This is a genomic window from Pusillimonas noertemannii (genome assembly GCF_003096595.1).
GTDB classification, from domain to species: Bacteria; Pseudomonadota; Gammaproteobacteria; order Burkholderiales; family Burkholderiaceae_B; genus Pusillimonas; species Pusillimonas noertemannii.
In genome coordinates this window covers 772,704-786,771 of sequence record NZ_QEKO01000002.1, presented here as the reverse complement: position 1 = coordinate 786,771, position 14,068 = coordinate 772,704, and the positions used below count along the sequence as shown (strand labels likewise).

Sequence of the window (14,068 nt, the reverse complement as noted above, 5' to 3'; positions counted from 1 at the left end):
TCCTAGTTCCGCAGTTTGTAGCCGGAGGCCAGTAAGCGTAGCGTGCACAGGCACAGTACGGCGAAAACACCAGCGACGACCGCCAGGCTGCGCCAGGGCGAGACATCGGATACCGAGAAGAATCCGTAGCGAAAGCCGTCGATGGTGTAGAAGATGGGGTTCCAGTGCGAGACCTTTTGCCAGAAGGGCGGCAGGCTGTGTATGGAGTAGAACACGCCCGACAGGAAAGTGGCCGGCAAGATCAGGAAGTTCTGGAAGGCGGCCATCTGGTCGAATTTTTCAGACCACAGGCCGGCGATGATGCCCAGCGAGCCCATGATGCCGCAGGCCAGGATGGCGAACGCCAGCACCCACAGCAGGTTGTGCGGAGGCAGCGGCGTGAAGAACAGCGCCACCAGCCATATCGCCAGGCCCACGCAGAGCCCGCGCGCAATGCCGGCCAGCAGGTAGGCACTGAATATCTGGCGATGTGACAGTGGCGGCAGCAGCACGAACACCAGGTTGCCCGTGATGCGGCTTTGTATCAGCGACGAAGACGGGTTGGCGAAGGCATTTTGCAGCATGCTCATCATCATCAGCCCCGGGATCAGGAAGGAGGTATACGGAATGGAGCCGTACACTTGCACCCGGTCTTCGAGCACGTGGGCGAACACCAGCAGGTAGAGCAGGGCCGTGAGGACGGGCGCCGCGATGGTCTGGAAGCCGACCTTCCAGAAGCGCAGGAGCTCTTTGCGCAGCAGGGTCGGGAAGCCCGAGCCGAGCGTCGGCTGGGCCTGCATCACGGGTGTGCTCATGCCAGCACCTCCAGGGCGTTGTCGCTGTGCATGATGCGCACGAAAGCGTCTTCGAGGTCGTTGCCGCCCACGCGCGCCAGCAGCGATTGCGTGGTGTCCAGCGCCACGACGCGCCCGCTTTTCAGCATGGCGATGCGGCCGCAAAGCGCTTCGGCCTCTTCGAGGTAATGGGTGGTAAGCAGGATGGTGTGCCCCTCTTTGTTCAGGCGCGAAATGAATTCCCACAGGGTGCGGCGCAAGTCGACGTCGACCCCGGCCGTGGGTTCGTCCAGGATGATGACCGGCGGCCGGTGCACCAATGCCTGGGCCACCAGCACCCGGCGCTTCATGCCGCCCGACAGGGCCCGCATATTGTTCTCGGCCTTGTCGGCCAGGCCCAGGTTGGCCAGGATTTCGTCGATCCAGTCGTCATTGTTGCGCAGGCCGAAATAGCCCGACTGCAGGCGCAGGGTCTCGCGCACCGTGAAGAACGGGTCGTAGACCAGTTCCTGGGGCACCACGCCCAAAGAGCGCCGGGCCTGCTTGTACTGGGACACCACGTCGTAGCCGCAGACACTGGCCGAGCCCGAGCTGGCCTGGGCCAGGCCAGCAAGAATGGAGATCATGGTGGTCTTGCCCGCGCCGTTGGGGCCGAGCAGGCCGAAGAACTCTCCGTGCTCGACGGTAAGGCTGACGTCGTTCAGGGCCTGAAAGCCCTGCCGCTTTCGGGCCGATGCCTGAAAAAGCCGGGAGAGCGCGCCGGGACGGGAGGCGTAGATCTTCGAGATATTCTTTAAAGTAAGCGCAGACATAATAAAAAAGCCTGGCTCGTGATTGAGCCAAGCTTTCTATTATATAGATGTATAGCGCCGGCTTTGTCGGCGCCGGAGTGTTGGCGATGGCCGGCCGGCCTGGCGCCTGCCGCCCCCTTGGGGCCCAGCCTCAACAGGCCCTAGCGGTTCTGCTTGTTCAGCGCGTCGATCAGGCCGTCGATGCCGTTCTGGTTGATCTGCTGGGCGAACTGGTTGCGGTAGTTCTGGATGAGCCAGATGCCTTCGACGTTGAGGTCGTAGATTTTCCAGCCTTGCGGGGTTTTCTCGAGGCGGTAGTCGACGCCGACCGCGGGACCGTTGCGTTGGCTGATGGTGGACCGAACGACCACGTCGTCGGCGTTGGCGTCACCGCGGAAGGGCAGGATCTGCAGTGCAGAAACCTCGTCCACCTTGGACAGCGCCCCGCTATAGGTGCGGATGAGCGTGCCCTTGAAAGCCTCGACCAGGTTTTTCTGCTGCTGCGCCGAGGCCTGGCGCCAGTAGCGGCCGGCGGCCAGCCGGGTGGTCTTTTCGAGGTTGACGTAGGGCAGCACGTATTCGTCGACCAGCTGATTGATGCGGTTCAGGTCGCCTTGCTGGGCGGCGGGTTCTTGCCGAAGCACCTCGAGGGCGTTGTTGCCCACGGCCTGCACGAATTCATTGGGCGCGGCGGTGGGGTCGACGGTTTCCTTGGCCTGGGCCGCCATGGACAGGCCCAGTGCCAGCATGAAGGCCAGGCAGAGGCGATGCAGAAAGGTGATGCGTTGGGGTAAAGCGGAAAAAGTCATGTACGGTTTCCTTCGTTAGGGCGTGGCCGGCGCGGAGCCGGACGCCGGTGCGGCGGGTGCTTCTTCGTCGTCGGAATAGTCGGGCAGTTCGTCGTCGGAGTAATCGGGCAGCGTGCCATAGGGCGCGTCGGGGTCGACCCGGCTGCCCTGGACGAGGGACTGGCGCCTTTGTATGAATGCGTCGCGGATGAAGCTGTAGCGATCCAGCGCGATGCGGTCGACCAGGTCGTCGGCGTCGAGCAGGCTTGCGCGCAGGTCGACCGCGGCCACGCCCAGAATGGTGTTGCGCAGCGGCACGTTGTCGATGGCCATGATCGGCGTATAGCTGGAAGCGCCGGCGGCAAACATGGTGCCTATGCCGGCCGCGTCGCGCACGTTGCTGGATCCGATGAAGGGCAGCACCACGTAGGGCCCCGGCTTGAAGCCCCACACGCCAAGCGTTACGCCGAAGTCGTTGGAGATGCGCTGCGACCCGTTCATGGAGGCGACGTCGATACAGCCGCCCAGGCCCATGGTGGAATTGAACAGCACCCGTCCCAGCATGTTGACGCCGTCATGGCCGCGTCCCTGCAGGAAGCTGTTGACCGACGCCCACAGGTCGGCCATGTTGGCGAAAATGTTGTGGATGCAGTTGCGCGCCGGTTCAGGCGTCAATTGTTTGTAGCCTGTGGCTATGGGCTTGAACAGGGCCTTGTCGAAGGCCTCGTTGAACTGGAACATGCTGCGGTTGTAGCTTTCCCAGGGATCTTGGGGGGTGGGGTTGGGCACATGGGCGCAGCCCGCGAAAAAGGCCGTAAGTGCCACAACAGGAGCCAGGCGGCCCAGCCGCCGGCTCGTTTCGGATTTGGTCGTGTTTTTGTTCATGATTTGCTTGTTTTCGGCCGTTTGCGTGTCGGGTGCCATATTAACTTAGGGCGCCGGCGCCGCAGCCCCCTCTTTTGCGGTGCCTTCCTTGTCTGCTGAACTGTACAGGAACTTGCTGATCAATTCTTCGAGCACGACCGCGCTTTGGGTGTACTGGATGCGGGCGCCTTGCTCCAGCATTTTATCGTCGCCGCCCGGGGTCAGGCCGATGTACTGTTCGCCCAGCAGGCCCGAGGTAAGGATGGAGGCCGAAGAATCAGCGGGAAACTCGTAGTTTTCGTCGAGGTCCAGGGTGACCGCCGCCTGGTACACCTGGTTGTCGAACTGTATGCCGCTGACGCGGCCCACCACGACCCCGCTGCTTTTGACCGGGGCGCGCACCTTGAGGCCGCCCAGGTTGTCGAAATAGGCCTGCACCTGGTAGCTGCGGCTGAAGGAGAATGAGCTCAGGTTGCCGGCACGCAGTGCCAGGAACACCAGGGCGACGATGCCCAACAGTACGAACAGGCCGACCCAGAAATCGGTTTTTTCACGCGTCATGATGGTTGTTCCGTGTTAATTGCTGAACATTAGGGCGGTTAGCAGGAAGTCCAGGCCAAGCACGACCAGTGCCCCGCTGACTACCGTGCGGGTGGTGGCCTTGGCCACTCCCTCGGGGGTGGGCCTGGCGTTCCAGCCCTCGTACAGGGCGATGAGCGTCACGGCAATGCCGAAGATCAGGCTCTTGAACACGCCGTTGGCCACATCCTTGAAGACGTCGACGCCGCTTTGCATTTGAGACCAGAAGGCGCCGGGGTCGATGCCGATGAGCAGCACGCCCACGACCCAGCCGCCGATGATGCCCACCATCGAAAACACCGCCGCCAGGATGGGCATGGCGATGACGCCGCCCCAGAAGCGGGGCACCAGCACGCGGCGCACCGGGTCGACGGCCATGACCTCCATGGCGGCAAGCTGCTCGCCCGCCTTCATGAGGCCGATCTCGGCCGTAAGCGAGGTGCCCGCCCGGCCCGCGAACAGCAGCGCGGTGACCACGGGGCCCAGCTCGCGAACCAGCGAGAGGGCCACCAGCAGGCCCAATGCTTCTTCCGAACCGTAGCGGTTCAATGTGTAATAGCCCTGCAGCCCCAGCACGAAGCCGACGAACAGGCCCGACACCGCAATGATGATGAGGGAATAGTTGCCGATGAAATGCACCTGCTGGGACACCAGGCCGGGGCGCCGCAGGGCTGCGCCGCTGCGCAGCAGCACCAGGCCCAGCAGGCGGGCGAAGGCCCCCAGGCCGAAAATGAAGTCGACGACCCAGGCGCCTGTCGCACGGATGCCTTTGACCGGGTTCATGGGCGGCCTCGCTGTTTGCCCAGCCACTGCTTGAAGGCGGGGGTTTCGGGGTAGTGGAAGGCAATGGGCCCGTCGGGCTGGCCGTCGAGGAACTGGCGGATGTACGGGTCGGACGATTCGGCCAGTTCAGAGGGCTTGCCGGCGGCCAGCAGCCGGCCCTGGCCCACCATGTACACCTGGTCGGCGATGGCGAACGATTCGGCGACGTCGTGCGTGATGAGCACCGAGGCGCAATTGAGGCGGTCGGTCAGGCCGCGGATGAGCTGGGCGGTGATGCCCAGCGAGATCGGGTCCAGGCCGGCAAAGGGCTCGTCGTACAAAATGAGCTCGGGCTCGAGCACGATGGCGCGCGCCAGCGCCACGCGCCGGGCCATGCCGCCGGATATCTCGGATATCTTCAGATGCGCGGCGGCGCGCAGCCCGACGGCGTTGAGCTTGTCCAGCACGCACTCGACGATCTGGGATTCGGAAATGCGGGTGTGCTCGCGCAGGGGAAAGGCGACATTCTCGAAGACGTCGAGGTCGGTGAACAGGGCGCCCTGCTGAAACAGCACGCCCATGCGCTGGCGAAGCTTGCGCAAGCCGTCGGAAGAGACGGTGGCGACGTTCTGGCCGAAGGCGGTGATGGCGCCGCGCTGGGCGGTGATCTGGCCGGTGGCGCCGCGCAACAGGGTGGTTTTGCCGGAGCCCGACCCGCCCATCATGGCCACGACCTGGCCGCGGTAGACGCGCAGGTCGATGTCCTGCAGGACAGTGAAGTCGGCGTAGCCCAGGGCAACGCCTGAAAAGTCGAGTAGCGGGTCTGTGCTCTGGCTCGCGTCTGGTTCCATGGAAAATGCTTGCCTGATGATCAACTGGGCATTGTATCGTGAGTCATCGGCGACAGGTTTCCGTCTGTATTGGGGGGCGTGATTTTGTTTCTTTCGCGCCCCCCAAGACTTTAGCGAGGCAGCGTGCTGCTGCCCATCAGGAACTCATCCACGGCCCGCGCGCATTGGCGGCCCTCGCGTATGGCCCAGACCACCAGCGACTGTCCACGCCGCATGTCGCCTGCCGCAAACACCTTGTCGACACTGGTCGCGTAGCGCTCGGTGTCGGCCAGGGCATTGCCCCGGGCGTCGGTCTCGATCTCGAACGAGGCTAGCACTGCCTTTACGGGGGCCACGAAGCCCATGGCCAGCAGCACCAGGTCGGCCTTCATCTCGAAGCCGGAGTCTTTCAGCTCGCGCATCTTCATCTGCCCCGTGGCCGGATCGCGCTTCCATTCGACGCGGGTTGCCGCCAGCTTCTGGACCTTGCCGTCGGCGCCTTCCAGCGCCACGGTGGATACCGCCCAGTCGCGGTCGCAGCCTTCTTCCTGCGAAGAAGAGGTTCGCAGCTTCAGCGGCCAGTACGGCCAGGTAAGGTCTTTGTCTTCGGCCTCGGGGGGGCGGGGCATGAGTTCGAATTGCGTGACCGAGGCCGCGCCCTGGCGGATGCTGGTGCCCACGCAGTCGGAGCCGGTGTCGCCGCCGCCTATCACGATCACATGCTTGTCCTTGGCCGAGATCTGGCCCGGAATGCGGGCGCCCGCGTTGGCGCGGTTTTGCTGTGTGAGGAACTCCATGGCAAAGTGCACGCCCTGCAGTTCGCGCCCGGGTACCGGAAGGTCGCGCGGGGTTTCCGAGCCGCCGGCGAGGACCACCGCGTCGAACTCTTCGCGCAGCGATGCCGGCGTGCGTACAGTGAGGCCGTCCGCGGCGTGGGCGGGGTCGCCCACATAGGTGGAGGGGTAGAACTCGACGCCCTCGGCCTCCATCTGCGCCAAGCGGCGGTCGATGTGGGACTTGGACAGCTTGAAATCGGGAATGCCGTAGCGCAACAGGCCGCCGACGCGGTCGCTTTTCTCGAACACGGCCACGGCGTGGCCCGCGCGCGCCAGTTGCTGGGCGCAGGCCAGGCCCGCGGGGCCCGAGCCGACGACGGCGACCTTCTTGCCAGTCTTGCGGCTGGGCGGCTGCGGCTGCACCCAGCCGTTCAGCCAGCCGTGGTCGATGATGGCGTGCTCGATCGACTTGATGCCCACGGGGTCGTTGTTGATGTTGAGCGTGCAGGCCGCCTCGCAGGGCGCGGGGCAGATCCGGCCCGTGAACTCGGGGAAATTGTTGGTGGAGTGCAGGGTGTCGAGCGCCGCGCGCCAGTCTTGCCTGTAGACCAGGTCGTTCCAGTCGGGGATGATGTTGTTGACCGGACAGCCTGTGGTACAGAAGGGAATGCCGCAGTCCATGCAGCGCGCGCCCTGCACCTTGGCCTGGTCGTCGCTGAGGGACTGGACGAATTCCTTCCAGTGCTTGACGCGGTGCAGCGGCGCCTCATGCGGCTCGCTGACGCGCTCGAATTCGATGAAACCGGTGATCTTGCCCATAGTGTTCTTCCTCAGGCGGCGATTTGTTGCAGGTTTTCCGCGGTCCAGAGCTCTTTCATGGCACGGCGGTATTCAGTGGGCATGACCTTCACGAAGGCCTCGCGCGAGCGGTTCCAGTCGCTGAGAATGTCTCGAGCGCGGAAGCTGCCCGTGTAGCGGTAGTGGTCTTCGATCAGGCGCCGCAGGATGCTTTCGTCGGTTTCGCGTTCGGCGCCCCGCATGGCGCAGTGCCAGAACTCTTTTTCGTCGGCTTCGAGCTGTTCGGCGTGGCTCTGCACCGTTTCGAGCTGGACCATGGCCGGATTGCAATAGCGCCGGAAGCTGCCTTCGGGGTCCCACACGTAGGCGATGCCGCCCGACATGCCGGCCGCGAAATTACGGCCGGTGGCGCCCAGCACCACTACGGTGCCGCCCGTCATGTACTCGCAGCCATGGTCGCCCGTGCCCTCGACCACCGCCGAGGCGCCCGAGTTGCGCACGGCGAAGCGTTCGCCGGCGACGCCGCTGAAGAAGGCCTGGCCGCTTAGCGCGCCGTACAGCACGGTGTTGCCCACGATGATGTGCTCGGGCCCGTAGCCGCGGAAATCATTGGGCGAGCGCACGATGATGCGTCCGCCTGAAAGGCCCTTGCCCACGTAGTCGTTGCCCTCGCCCACCAGGTCCAGGGTGACGCCGTGCGCCAGGAAGGCGCCGAAGCTTTGGCCCGCGGTGCCGTTGCACTGGATGTGGATGGTGTCGTCGGGCAGGCCCTCGTGGCCGTGGCGCGCCGCCACCACGCCCGAAAGCATGGCGCCGATGCTGCGATTGCGGTTGCGCACGGGGGTGATGAACGACACTTTTTCGCCGCGCTCGATGGCCGGCCTGCTGCGTTCGATCAGTTGGTGGTCGAGCGCGTGGTCGATGCCGTGGTCTTGCTCCTGGACCTGGCGGCGCGGCGAGTCGGACGCCACCTGGTGGAACACCCGGGTGAAGTCCAGGCCCTGGGCCTTCCAGTGTTCGAGGCCGGCGCGCATGTCGAGCAGGTCGACGCGGCCGACCAGGTCGTCGAACTTGCGGATGCCCAGCTGGGCCATGATCTCGCGCACTTCTTCGGCGACGAAGAAGAAATAGTTGACGACGTGCTCGGGCTTGCCGGTGAACTTCTTGCGCAGCTCGGGATCTTGCGTGGCCACGCCCACCGGACAGGTGTTGAGGTGGCACTTGCGCATCATGATGCAGCCCTCGACCACCAGCGGAGCGGTGGCGAAGCCGAATTCGTCGGCGCCCAGCAGCGCGCCCACCGCCACGTCGCGGCCTGTTTTCATCTGGCCGTCGGCCTGCACGCGGATGCGGCTGCGCAGGTTGTTCATGATGAGCGTTTGCTGGGTTTCGGAAAGGCCCAGCTCCCAGGGCGTGCCGGCATGCTTGATGGACGAGACGGGCGAAGCGCCGGTGCCGCCGTCGTGGCCGGCGATGACCACGTGGTCGGCCTTGGCCTTGGCCACGCCGGTGGCGACCGTGCCCACGCCCACTTCGGAAACCAGCTTGACCGAGATGGCGGCTTGCGGGTTGACGTTCTTCAGGTCGTGGATGAGCTGCGCCAGGTCTTCGATGGAGTAGATGTCGTGGTGCGGCGGGGGCGAGATGAGGCCGACGCCCGGTACCGAATAGCGCAGCTTGGCGATGTACTCGGAGACCTTGTGGCCCGGCAACTGCCCGCCCTCGCCGGGCTTGGCGCCCTGGGCCATCTTGATCTGGATCTGGTCGGCGCTGGTCAGGTATTCGGCCGAGACGCCGAAGCGGCCCGAGGCGACCTGCTTGATGCGCGAGCGCAATGAGTCGCCGGCCGCCAGGGGCACGTCGGCCTCGATGCGCTCGGCGCCCAGGACCGAGGCCAGGGTGTCGCCCTTCTTGACGGTGCTTTTTCCGGCGCGCATCTCGGGCCGGTAGCGCAGTTCGTCTTCGCCGCCTTCGCCGGTGTTGGACTTGCCGCCGATGCGGTTCATGGCCACCGCCAGCACGCTATGGGCCTCGGTGGAGATCGAGCCCAGCGACATGGCGCCGGTGGCGAAGCGCTTGACGATTTCCTTGGCTGGCTCTACTTCGTCGAGCGGAATGGCCTGGGAAGGGTCGGCGCGGAATTCGAACAGGCCGCGCAGGGTCATGTGGCGGCGCGCCTGGTCGTTGATGAGCTGGGCGTATTCCTTGTAGGTGGCGTAGTTGTTGGCGCGGGTGGAATGCTGCAGCTTGGCGATGGAATCGGGGTTCCACATGTGCTCTTCGCCGCGCACGCGGAAGGCATAGTCGCCGCCCGCGTCCAGGGCGTTTTCCAGCACCGGGTCGTTGCTGAACGCCGCCTTGTGCACCCGCAGCGCTTCTTCGGCGATCTCGAAGATGCCGATGCCTTCTATGTTGCTGGGCGTGCCGGTAAAGTATTTCTGGACCAGGGCCGAGCTGAGGCCCACGGCCTCGAATATCTGCGCGCCGGTGTAGGACATGTAGGTGGAGATGCCCATCTTGGACATCACCTTGTTCAGGCCCTTGCCGATGGCCTTGATGTAGTTCTGGATGGCCTTGCCACTGTCGGGCAGGGTGGCCAGCGACTCGAGAGCCAGATAGGGGTGCACCGCCTCGGCGCCGTAGCCGCCAAGCAGGGCGAAGTGATGCACTTCGCGCGCGGAGCCGGTTTCAACCACCAGGCCGGTCTTGGTGCGCAGGCCTTCGCGGATGAGGTGCAGATGGATGGCCGAGGTGGCCAGCAGCGCCGGAATGGCCATGCGCTCGCCGTCGGTCTTGCGATCGGTGACGATCAGGATGTTGTAGCCGCTTAGCACCGCGTCGGCCGCGTTCGAGCACAACGCGGCCAGGCAGGCCTCGATGCCTTCGGCGCCCCAGGCCACTGGGTAGGTAATGTCGAGCTCGATGCTGCGGAACTTGTGGCCGGTAATGGGCTCGATGTTGCGGATCTGGGCCATGGCCGCGAAGTCGAGCACCGGCTGGGCCACTTCGAGGCGCAGCGGCGGATTGACGTTGTTGATGTCGAGCAGGTTGGGCTTGGGCCCGATGAACGACACCAGCGACATGACCAGCTGTTCGCGAATAGGGTCGATGGGCGGGTTGGTTACCTGGGCGAACAGCTGCCGGAAGTAGTTGTAGAAGGGCTTGGGCCGGTTGGACAGCACGGCCAGCGGCGCGTCGTTGCCCATGGAGCCGGTGGCTTCTTCGCCGTTGGCGGCCATGGGCTGCAGCACGAACTTGAAGTCTTCCTGGGTCCAGCCGAAGGCCTGCTGGCGGTCGAGCAGCGATGCCGTCGGCGGTGTTTCGGGCGCATGGTGGGGCGCGGGCAGCGACTCGAGCTTGATGCGCAGGCGCTCGATCCATTGCTGGTAGGGGCGCTCGCCCGCAAGCTGGGTCTTGATCTCGTGGTCGTCGATGATGCGGCCCTGCAGCAAGTCGATAAGGAACATCTTGCCGGGCTGCAGGCGCCATTTCTTGACAATGCGATGCTCGGGGATCGACAGCGTGCCCGCTTCAGAGGCCAGCACCACCAGGTCGTCGTCGGTAACCAGGTAGCGCGCCGGGCGCAGGCCGTTGCGGTCGAGCAGGGCGCCGATCTGGCGCCCGTCGGTAAAGGCCATGGCGGCCGGGCCGTCCCAGGGCTCCATCATGGCGGCGTGGTATTCGTAGAAGGCGCGGCGGTTCTCGTCCATTTGCGCATGCTGTTCCCAGGCTTCGGGAATCATCATCATCATGGCGTGGGCCAGCGAATAGCCCGACATCACCAGCAGCTCGAGGCAATTGTCGAAGGTGGCCGTGTCGGACTGGCCTTCGTACACGATGGGGTAGAGCTTGGCCAGGTCTTCGCCCAGCACGGCCGACTGCATCATGCCTTCGCGGGCGCGCAGCCAGTTGAAGTTGCCCTTGACCGTGTTGATCTCGCCGTTGTGGGCGATCATGCGGTAGGGGTGGGCCAGGGGCCAGGCCGGGAAGGTGTTGGTTGAAAAGCGCTGGTGCACCAAGGACAGCGCCGAGACGGCGCGGGTGTCGGCCAGGTCGCGATAGTACTGGCCCACCTGGCCCGCCAGCAGCAGGCCCTTGTACACCACCGTGCGCACCGAGATGGATGGCACGAAATATTCTTGCCCGTGCGCCAGGTTCATGCGCTGGATGGCGTGGCTGGCGGTTTTGCGGATGACATACAGCTTGCGCTCGAGCGCGTCGGGCACCATGATGTCGGCCCCGCGGCCGATGAACAACTGGCGGATGACGGGCTCGACCGCCCGCACCGTGGGCGACATGGGCATGTTGGAATCGACCGGCACGTCGCGCCAGCCCAGCACTACCTGGCCCTCGTCGCGCACCGCGCGTTCGAGTTCCTGTTCACAGGCCAGGCGCGAGGCGGTTTCTTTGGGCAGGAACACCATGGCCACGCCGTAGTCGTCGGGGGGAGGCAGCTCGACGCCTTGCGCGGCCATGTCTTCACGGTATAGGGCATCGGGGATCTGGATGAGGATGCCCGCGCCGTCGCCCATGAGCTCGTCGGCGCCCACGGCGCCGCGATGGTCGAGGTTCTCGAGAATCTTCAGGCCCTGCTGGATGATGGAGTGGCTTTTATGGCCCTTGATGTGGGCGACAAAGCCCACGCCACAGGCGTCGTGCTCGTTGCTGGGGTCGTACAGGCCCTGGCGGGAAGGCAGGCCGATGCGTGTCGCGTCGACGACGCTGTATTCTGGTCGGGAGGGATGCTTCATGGGTGGCTCCGCTGAGCTGGGGTGCATGCAAGCCGTGCTTGCGTCGAGAAAAAAACAATAGCGTTGCGTGGGGCATCGCGCAAGTGTTTTTAAATAGGGTGCGTCCCTAATTAAAATTGATACCAGGTGCTCTTTAAATAAATAGGGACGGACCAATTATATTGAAATAAAAGAATATTTTTTCTTTATTTTACGCTGCAATGCACAAATTTCTCTGTCGAAGATCTGGAAAATATAAAAATATAGGGATGGATGTGCGGGGCGGTTTTGTTGCAGATGAGCCCGTGTACCTGCCGGTTTGGGATTCTCGGCGCTATTAAGGGTTTTTCGGGGACATGCGTGCGGCGCCCGGGAATGGTTCGATTGCGGCGCAGCAACCGTATCACTTTGCGGCACGGAAGCGGAAAGCAGGCGTCACGCCTCGGATATGCGGCCTTCTGGCAAGTCTTCGGAATCGGCTTGCAGCGGAGCGTCCGGCTGTTTGGGCGGGCGGCCGCGTTTTGCGGGAAGAAGGCGGCGTGTCGATTCCCTGCCGATGCGGGCCAGGAATGCTTCATCGCCCAGGGCCCACTGGCCGAACAGGGCTTCTTCCAGCCGATGCGCCTCGCTCGAGCCCAGGCCCTGCTCCAGCAGGCGGCGGTAGCGGGCCTGGCGCTCGAAGGGGGTGTTGCCCTGATGCCAGTAATCGGCATGTTCGGTCGTCCAGCGCGTGGCAACGGCCTGCCCGGTGTGCTGCGCCGCCGAAGACCAGGGCCATCTGGCGGCATCGTCCACGTAGCCGTGCTGCACCGGCAGGCGCTCCAGCCAGATCAGGGCCGGCAATATCCAGACGCCGGGCTGCAGCAGGGCGCTGCGGTAGCGTTCGGAAAACACCCTGCCCTTGTGGATGCGGGTGGCGAATCGGCGCCCGACGGCCTGCACGGTGCGGGCCAGGCTGGATTTATCGGGCGGGGTGGCCAGCAGGGCCAGGCGGTCATTGAGCAGCGCCCAGCCATGCACGGGGACACGGTTCTCGCGCGCGGCGTCGCGCAGCCAGTCAGAGAGCAGGTCAAGCTTGTCCGAAGGCGTGGAGTCGTGGGGCGGCGCCAGGGGCCGCGTGAAGCGGACCTGTACAAGCTGGGGCGTATCGGGCGCGTAAAGACGCGAAAGTCGGGCCATTACCGCATAATACTGCGTGGACCGCCCGCATTGCACCATTTGTAGTGCCTGCTACACTGGCTGTCGGAGGCATGCGTGGTCTCATGGCGGCGCCATGGCGCCGGGTGCTGCGGCGGCCGCAGGGCGGCGGGCGGAGTCGGCGCGAGCCTTGCAAGGCTGCGCTATATATAAGTTAAGCTTCAGCCATACGCAGGGGAAACGGTCGGCCGGGCGGTGTTGCGGCGGCCTGAAGCCGGCCCTCATCATTAGATAAATGGACTGGCGCGCGGCCAGTGCAACCAAGGAGAAGTATTGATGTCTATCGAGCTAGAACTGCTCAGCGAACACCGCTGTTTCGACGGTGTGCAGCGCTTTTACAAGCATGATTCCAGCGCCATCGGCTTGCCCATGCGCTTTTCCGTCTACATTCCGCCGGCCGCGCTGGGGGATTCGGCTGCCAAGGTGCCGGTGCTGTTCTATCTGGCCGGCCTTACCTGCACCGAAGAAACCTTCATGACCAAGGGCGGGGCGCAGCAGTGGGCGGCCCGCCACGGCATCATGCTGGTCGCGCCCGATACAAGCCCGCGCGGGGCCAATGTACCCGGCGAAGACGAAGGCTGGGATTTCGGCACCGGCGCCGGCTTCTACCTGGACGCCACCCAGGCGCCCTGGGGCACCCACTACCGCATGGAAAGCTATGTCGTCGGCGAGCTGTTTGGTATCGTTACGGGGCAGTTGCCCGGAGATGCGAGCCGTACAGGTATTTTTGGCCACTCCATGGGCGGCCATGGCGCCCTGGTGCTCGCCCAGCGCCATCCCGACAAGTTCCGTTCGGTCTCGGCCTTTGCACCCATCGCCTCGCCCACCAAGTGCCCCTGGGGCCACAAGGCCTTTTCCGGCTATTTGGGCGAAGATCGCGAACAATGGGCGCAATATGACGCTTCTTTGCTCATGGAAAAATCCAGCCGCCCCTTTCCCGGCGGCATCCTGATCGACCAGGGCCTGGCCGACAACTTCCTGGCCGAACAGCTATACCCCGAGGCTTTCGAGGCCGCCTGCGAAAAAGCCGGCCAGCCCCTGACCCTGCGCCGCCACGAAGGCTACGACCACGGCTATTACTTCATCTCCACCTTCATGCAAGACCATATGGAGTTTCACGCCAAGCAATTGAAGTAAGTTTTTCGCCCGTTCCAATAAGCTCAATTCTGAGGGCCGGGGG

The 14,068-nt window shown here is 64.4% G+C and carries 11 protein-coding genes; 1 reads left to right on the top strand and 10 read right to left on the bottom strand.

Going from position 1 to position 14,068, the window contains the following annotated elements; all coding sequences use genetic code 11:
- Positions 1–2: 2 nt before the first annotated feature.
- From C7440_RS10830 to C7440_RS10785, 10 genes are all read right to left on the bottom strand, one after another.
- On the bottom strand, positions 3–794 hold the full coding sequence (locus C7440_RS10830; RefSeq protein ID WP_017523126.1) for an ABC transporter permease: 792 nt from the start codon (positions 792–794) through the stop codon (positions 3–5).
- The gene (locus C7440_RS10825; RefSeq protein WP_017523127.1) at positions 791–1,585 is read right to left on the bottom strand and encodes an ABC transporter ATP-binding protein; all 795 of its coding nucleotides are present in this window, start codon (positions 1,583–1,585) and stop codon (positions 791–793) included. Before C7440_RS10825 ends, C7440_RS10830 begins: the two co-directional genes overlap by 4 nt.
- 140 nt (positions 1,586–1,725) lie before the next feature.
- Entirely contained in the window at positions 1,726–2,373 is a 648-nt protein-coding gene (locus tag C7440_RS10820; protein ID WP_116518520.1) for an MlaC/ttg2D family ABC transporter substrate-binding protein, read from the bottom strand.
- A gap of 15 nt (positions 2,374–2,388) precedes the next feature.
- Entirely contained in the window at positions 2,389–3,237 is an 849-nt protein-coding gene (locus tag C7440_RS10815) for an MlaA family lipoprotein (RefSeq protein ID WP_165832541.1), read from the bottom strand.
- 45 nt (positions 3,238–3,282) lie between these two features.
- Entirely contained in the window at positions 3,283–3,777 is a 495-nt protein-coding gene (mlaD, locus tag C7440_RS10810) for an outer membrane lipid asymmetry maintenance protein MlaD (protein WP_116518518.1), read from the bottom strand.
- 15 nt (positions 3,778–3,792) lie between these two features.
- The gene (gene mlaE / locus C7440_RS10805; RefSeq protein WP_116518517.1) at positions 3,793–4,578 is read right to left on the bottom strand and encodes a lipid asymmetry maintenance ABC transporter permease subunit MlaE; all 786 of its coding nucleotides are present in this window, start codon (positions 4,576–4,578) and stop codon (positions 3,793–3,795) included.
- Complete coding sequence (locus tag C7440_RS10800; protein WP_116518593.1) at positions 4,575–5,408, bottom strand: ABC transporter ATP-binding protein; 834 nt, start codon at positions 5,406–5,408, stop codon at positions 4,575–4,577. Before C7440_RS10800 ends, mlaE begins: the two co-directional genes overlap by 4 nt.
- 110 nt (positions 5,409–5,518) lie before the next feature.
- Complete coding sequence (locus C7440_RS10795; protein WP_116518516.1) at positions 5,519–6,982, bottom strand: glutamate synthase subunit beta; 1,464 nt, start codon at positions 6,980–6,982, stop codon at positions 5,519–5,521.
- Between the two features lie 11 nt (positions 6,983–6,993).
- The gene (locus C7440_RS10790; RefSeq protein ID WP_116518515.1) at positions 6,994–11,712 is read right to left on the bottom strand and encodes a glutamate synthase-related protein; all 4,719 of its coding nucleotides are present in this window, start codon (positions 11,710–11,712) and stop codon (positions 6,994–6,996) included.
- Between the two features lie 414 nt (positions 11,713–12,126).
- Positions 12,127–12,870, bottom strand: a complete 744-nt coding sequence (locus C7440_RS10785) for a hypothetical protein (protein WP_165832540.1) — start codon at positions 12,868–12,870, stop codon at positions 12,127–12,129.
- A 294-nt stretch (positions 12,871–13,164) separates the two neighbouring features.
- On the opposite strand from C7440_RS10785, the gene fghA reads away from it, so the two are divergent.
- The gene (fghA, locus tag C7440_RS10780; protein WP_116518513.1) at positions 13,165–14,025 is read left to right on the top strand and encodes an S-formylglutathione hydrolase; all 861 of its coding nucleotides are present in this window, start codon (positions 13,165–13,167) and stop codon (positions 14,023–14,025) included.
- The last annotated feature ends 43 nt before the right edge of the window (positions 14,026–14,068 follow it).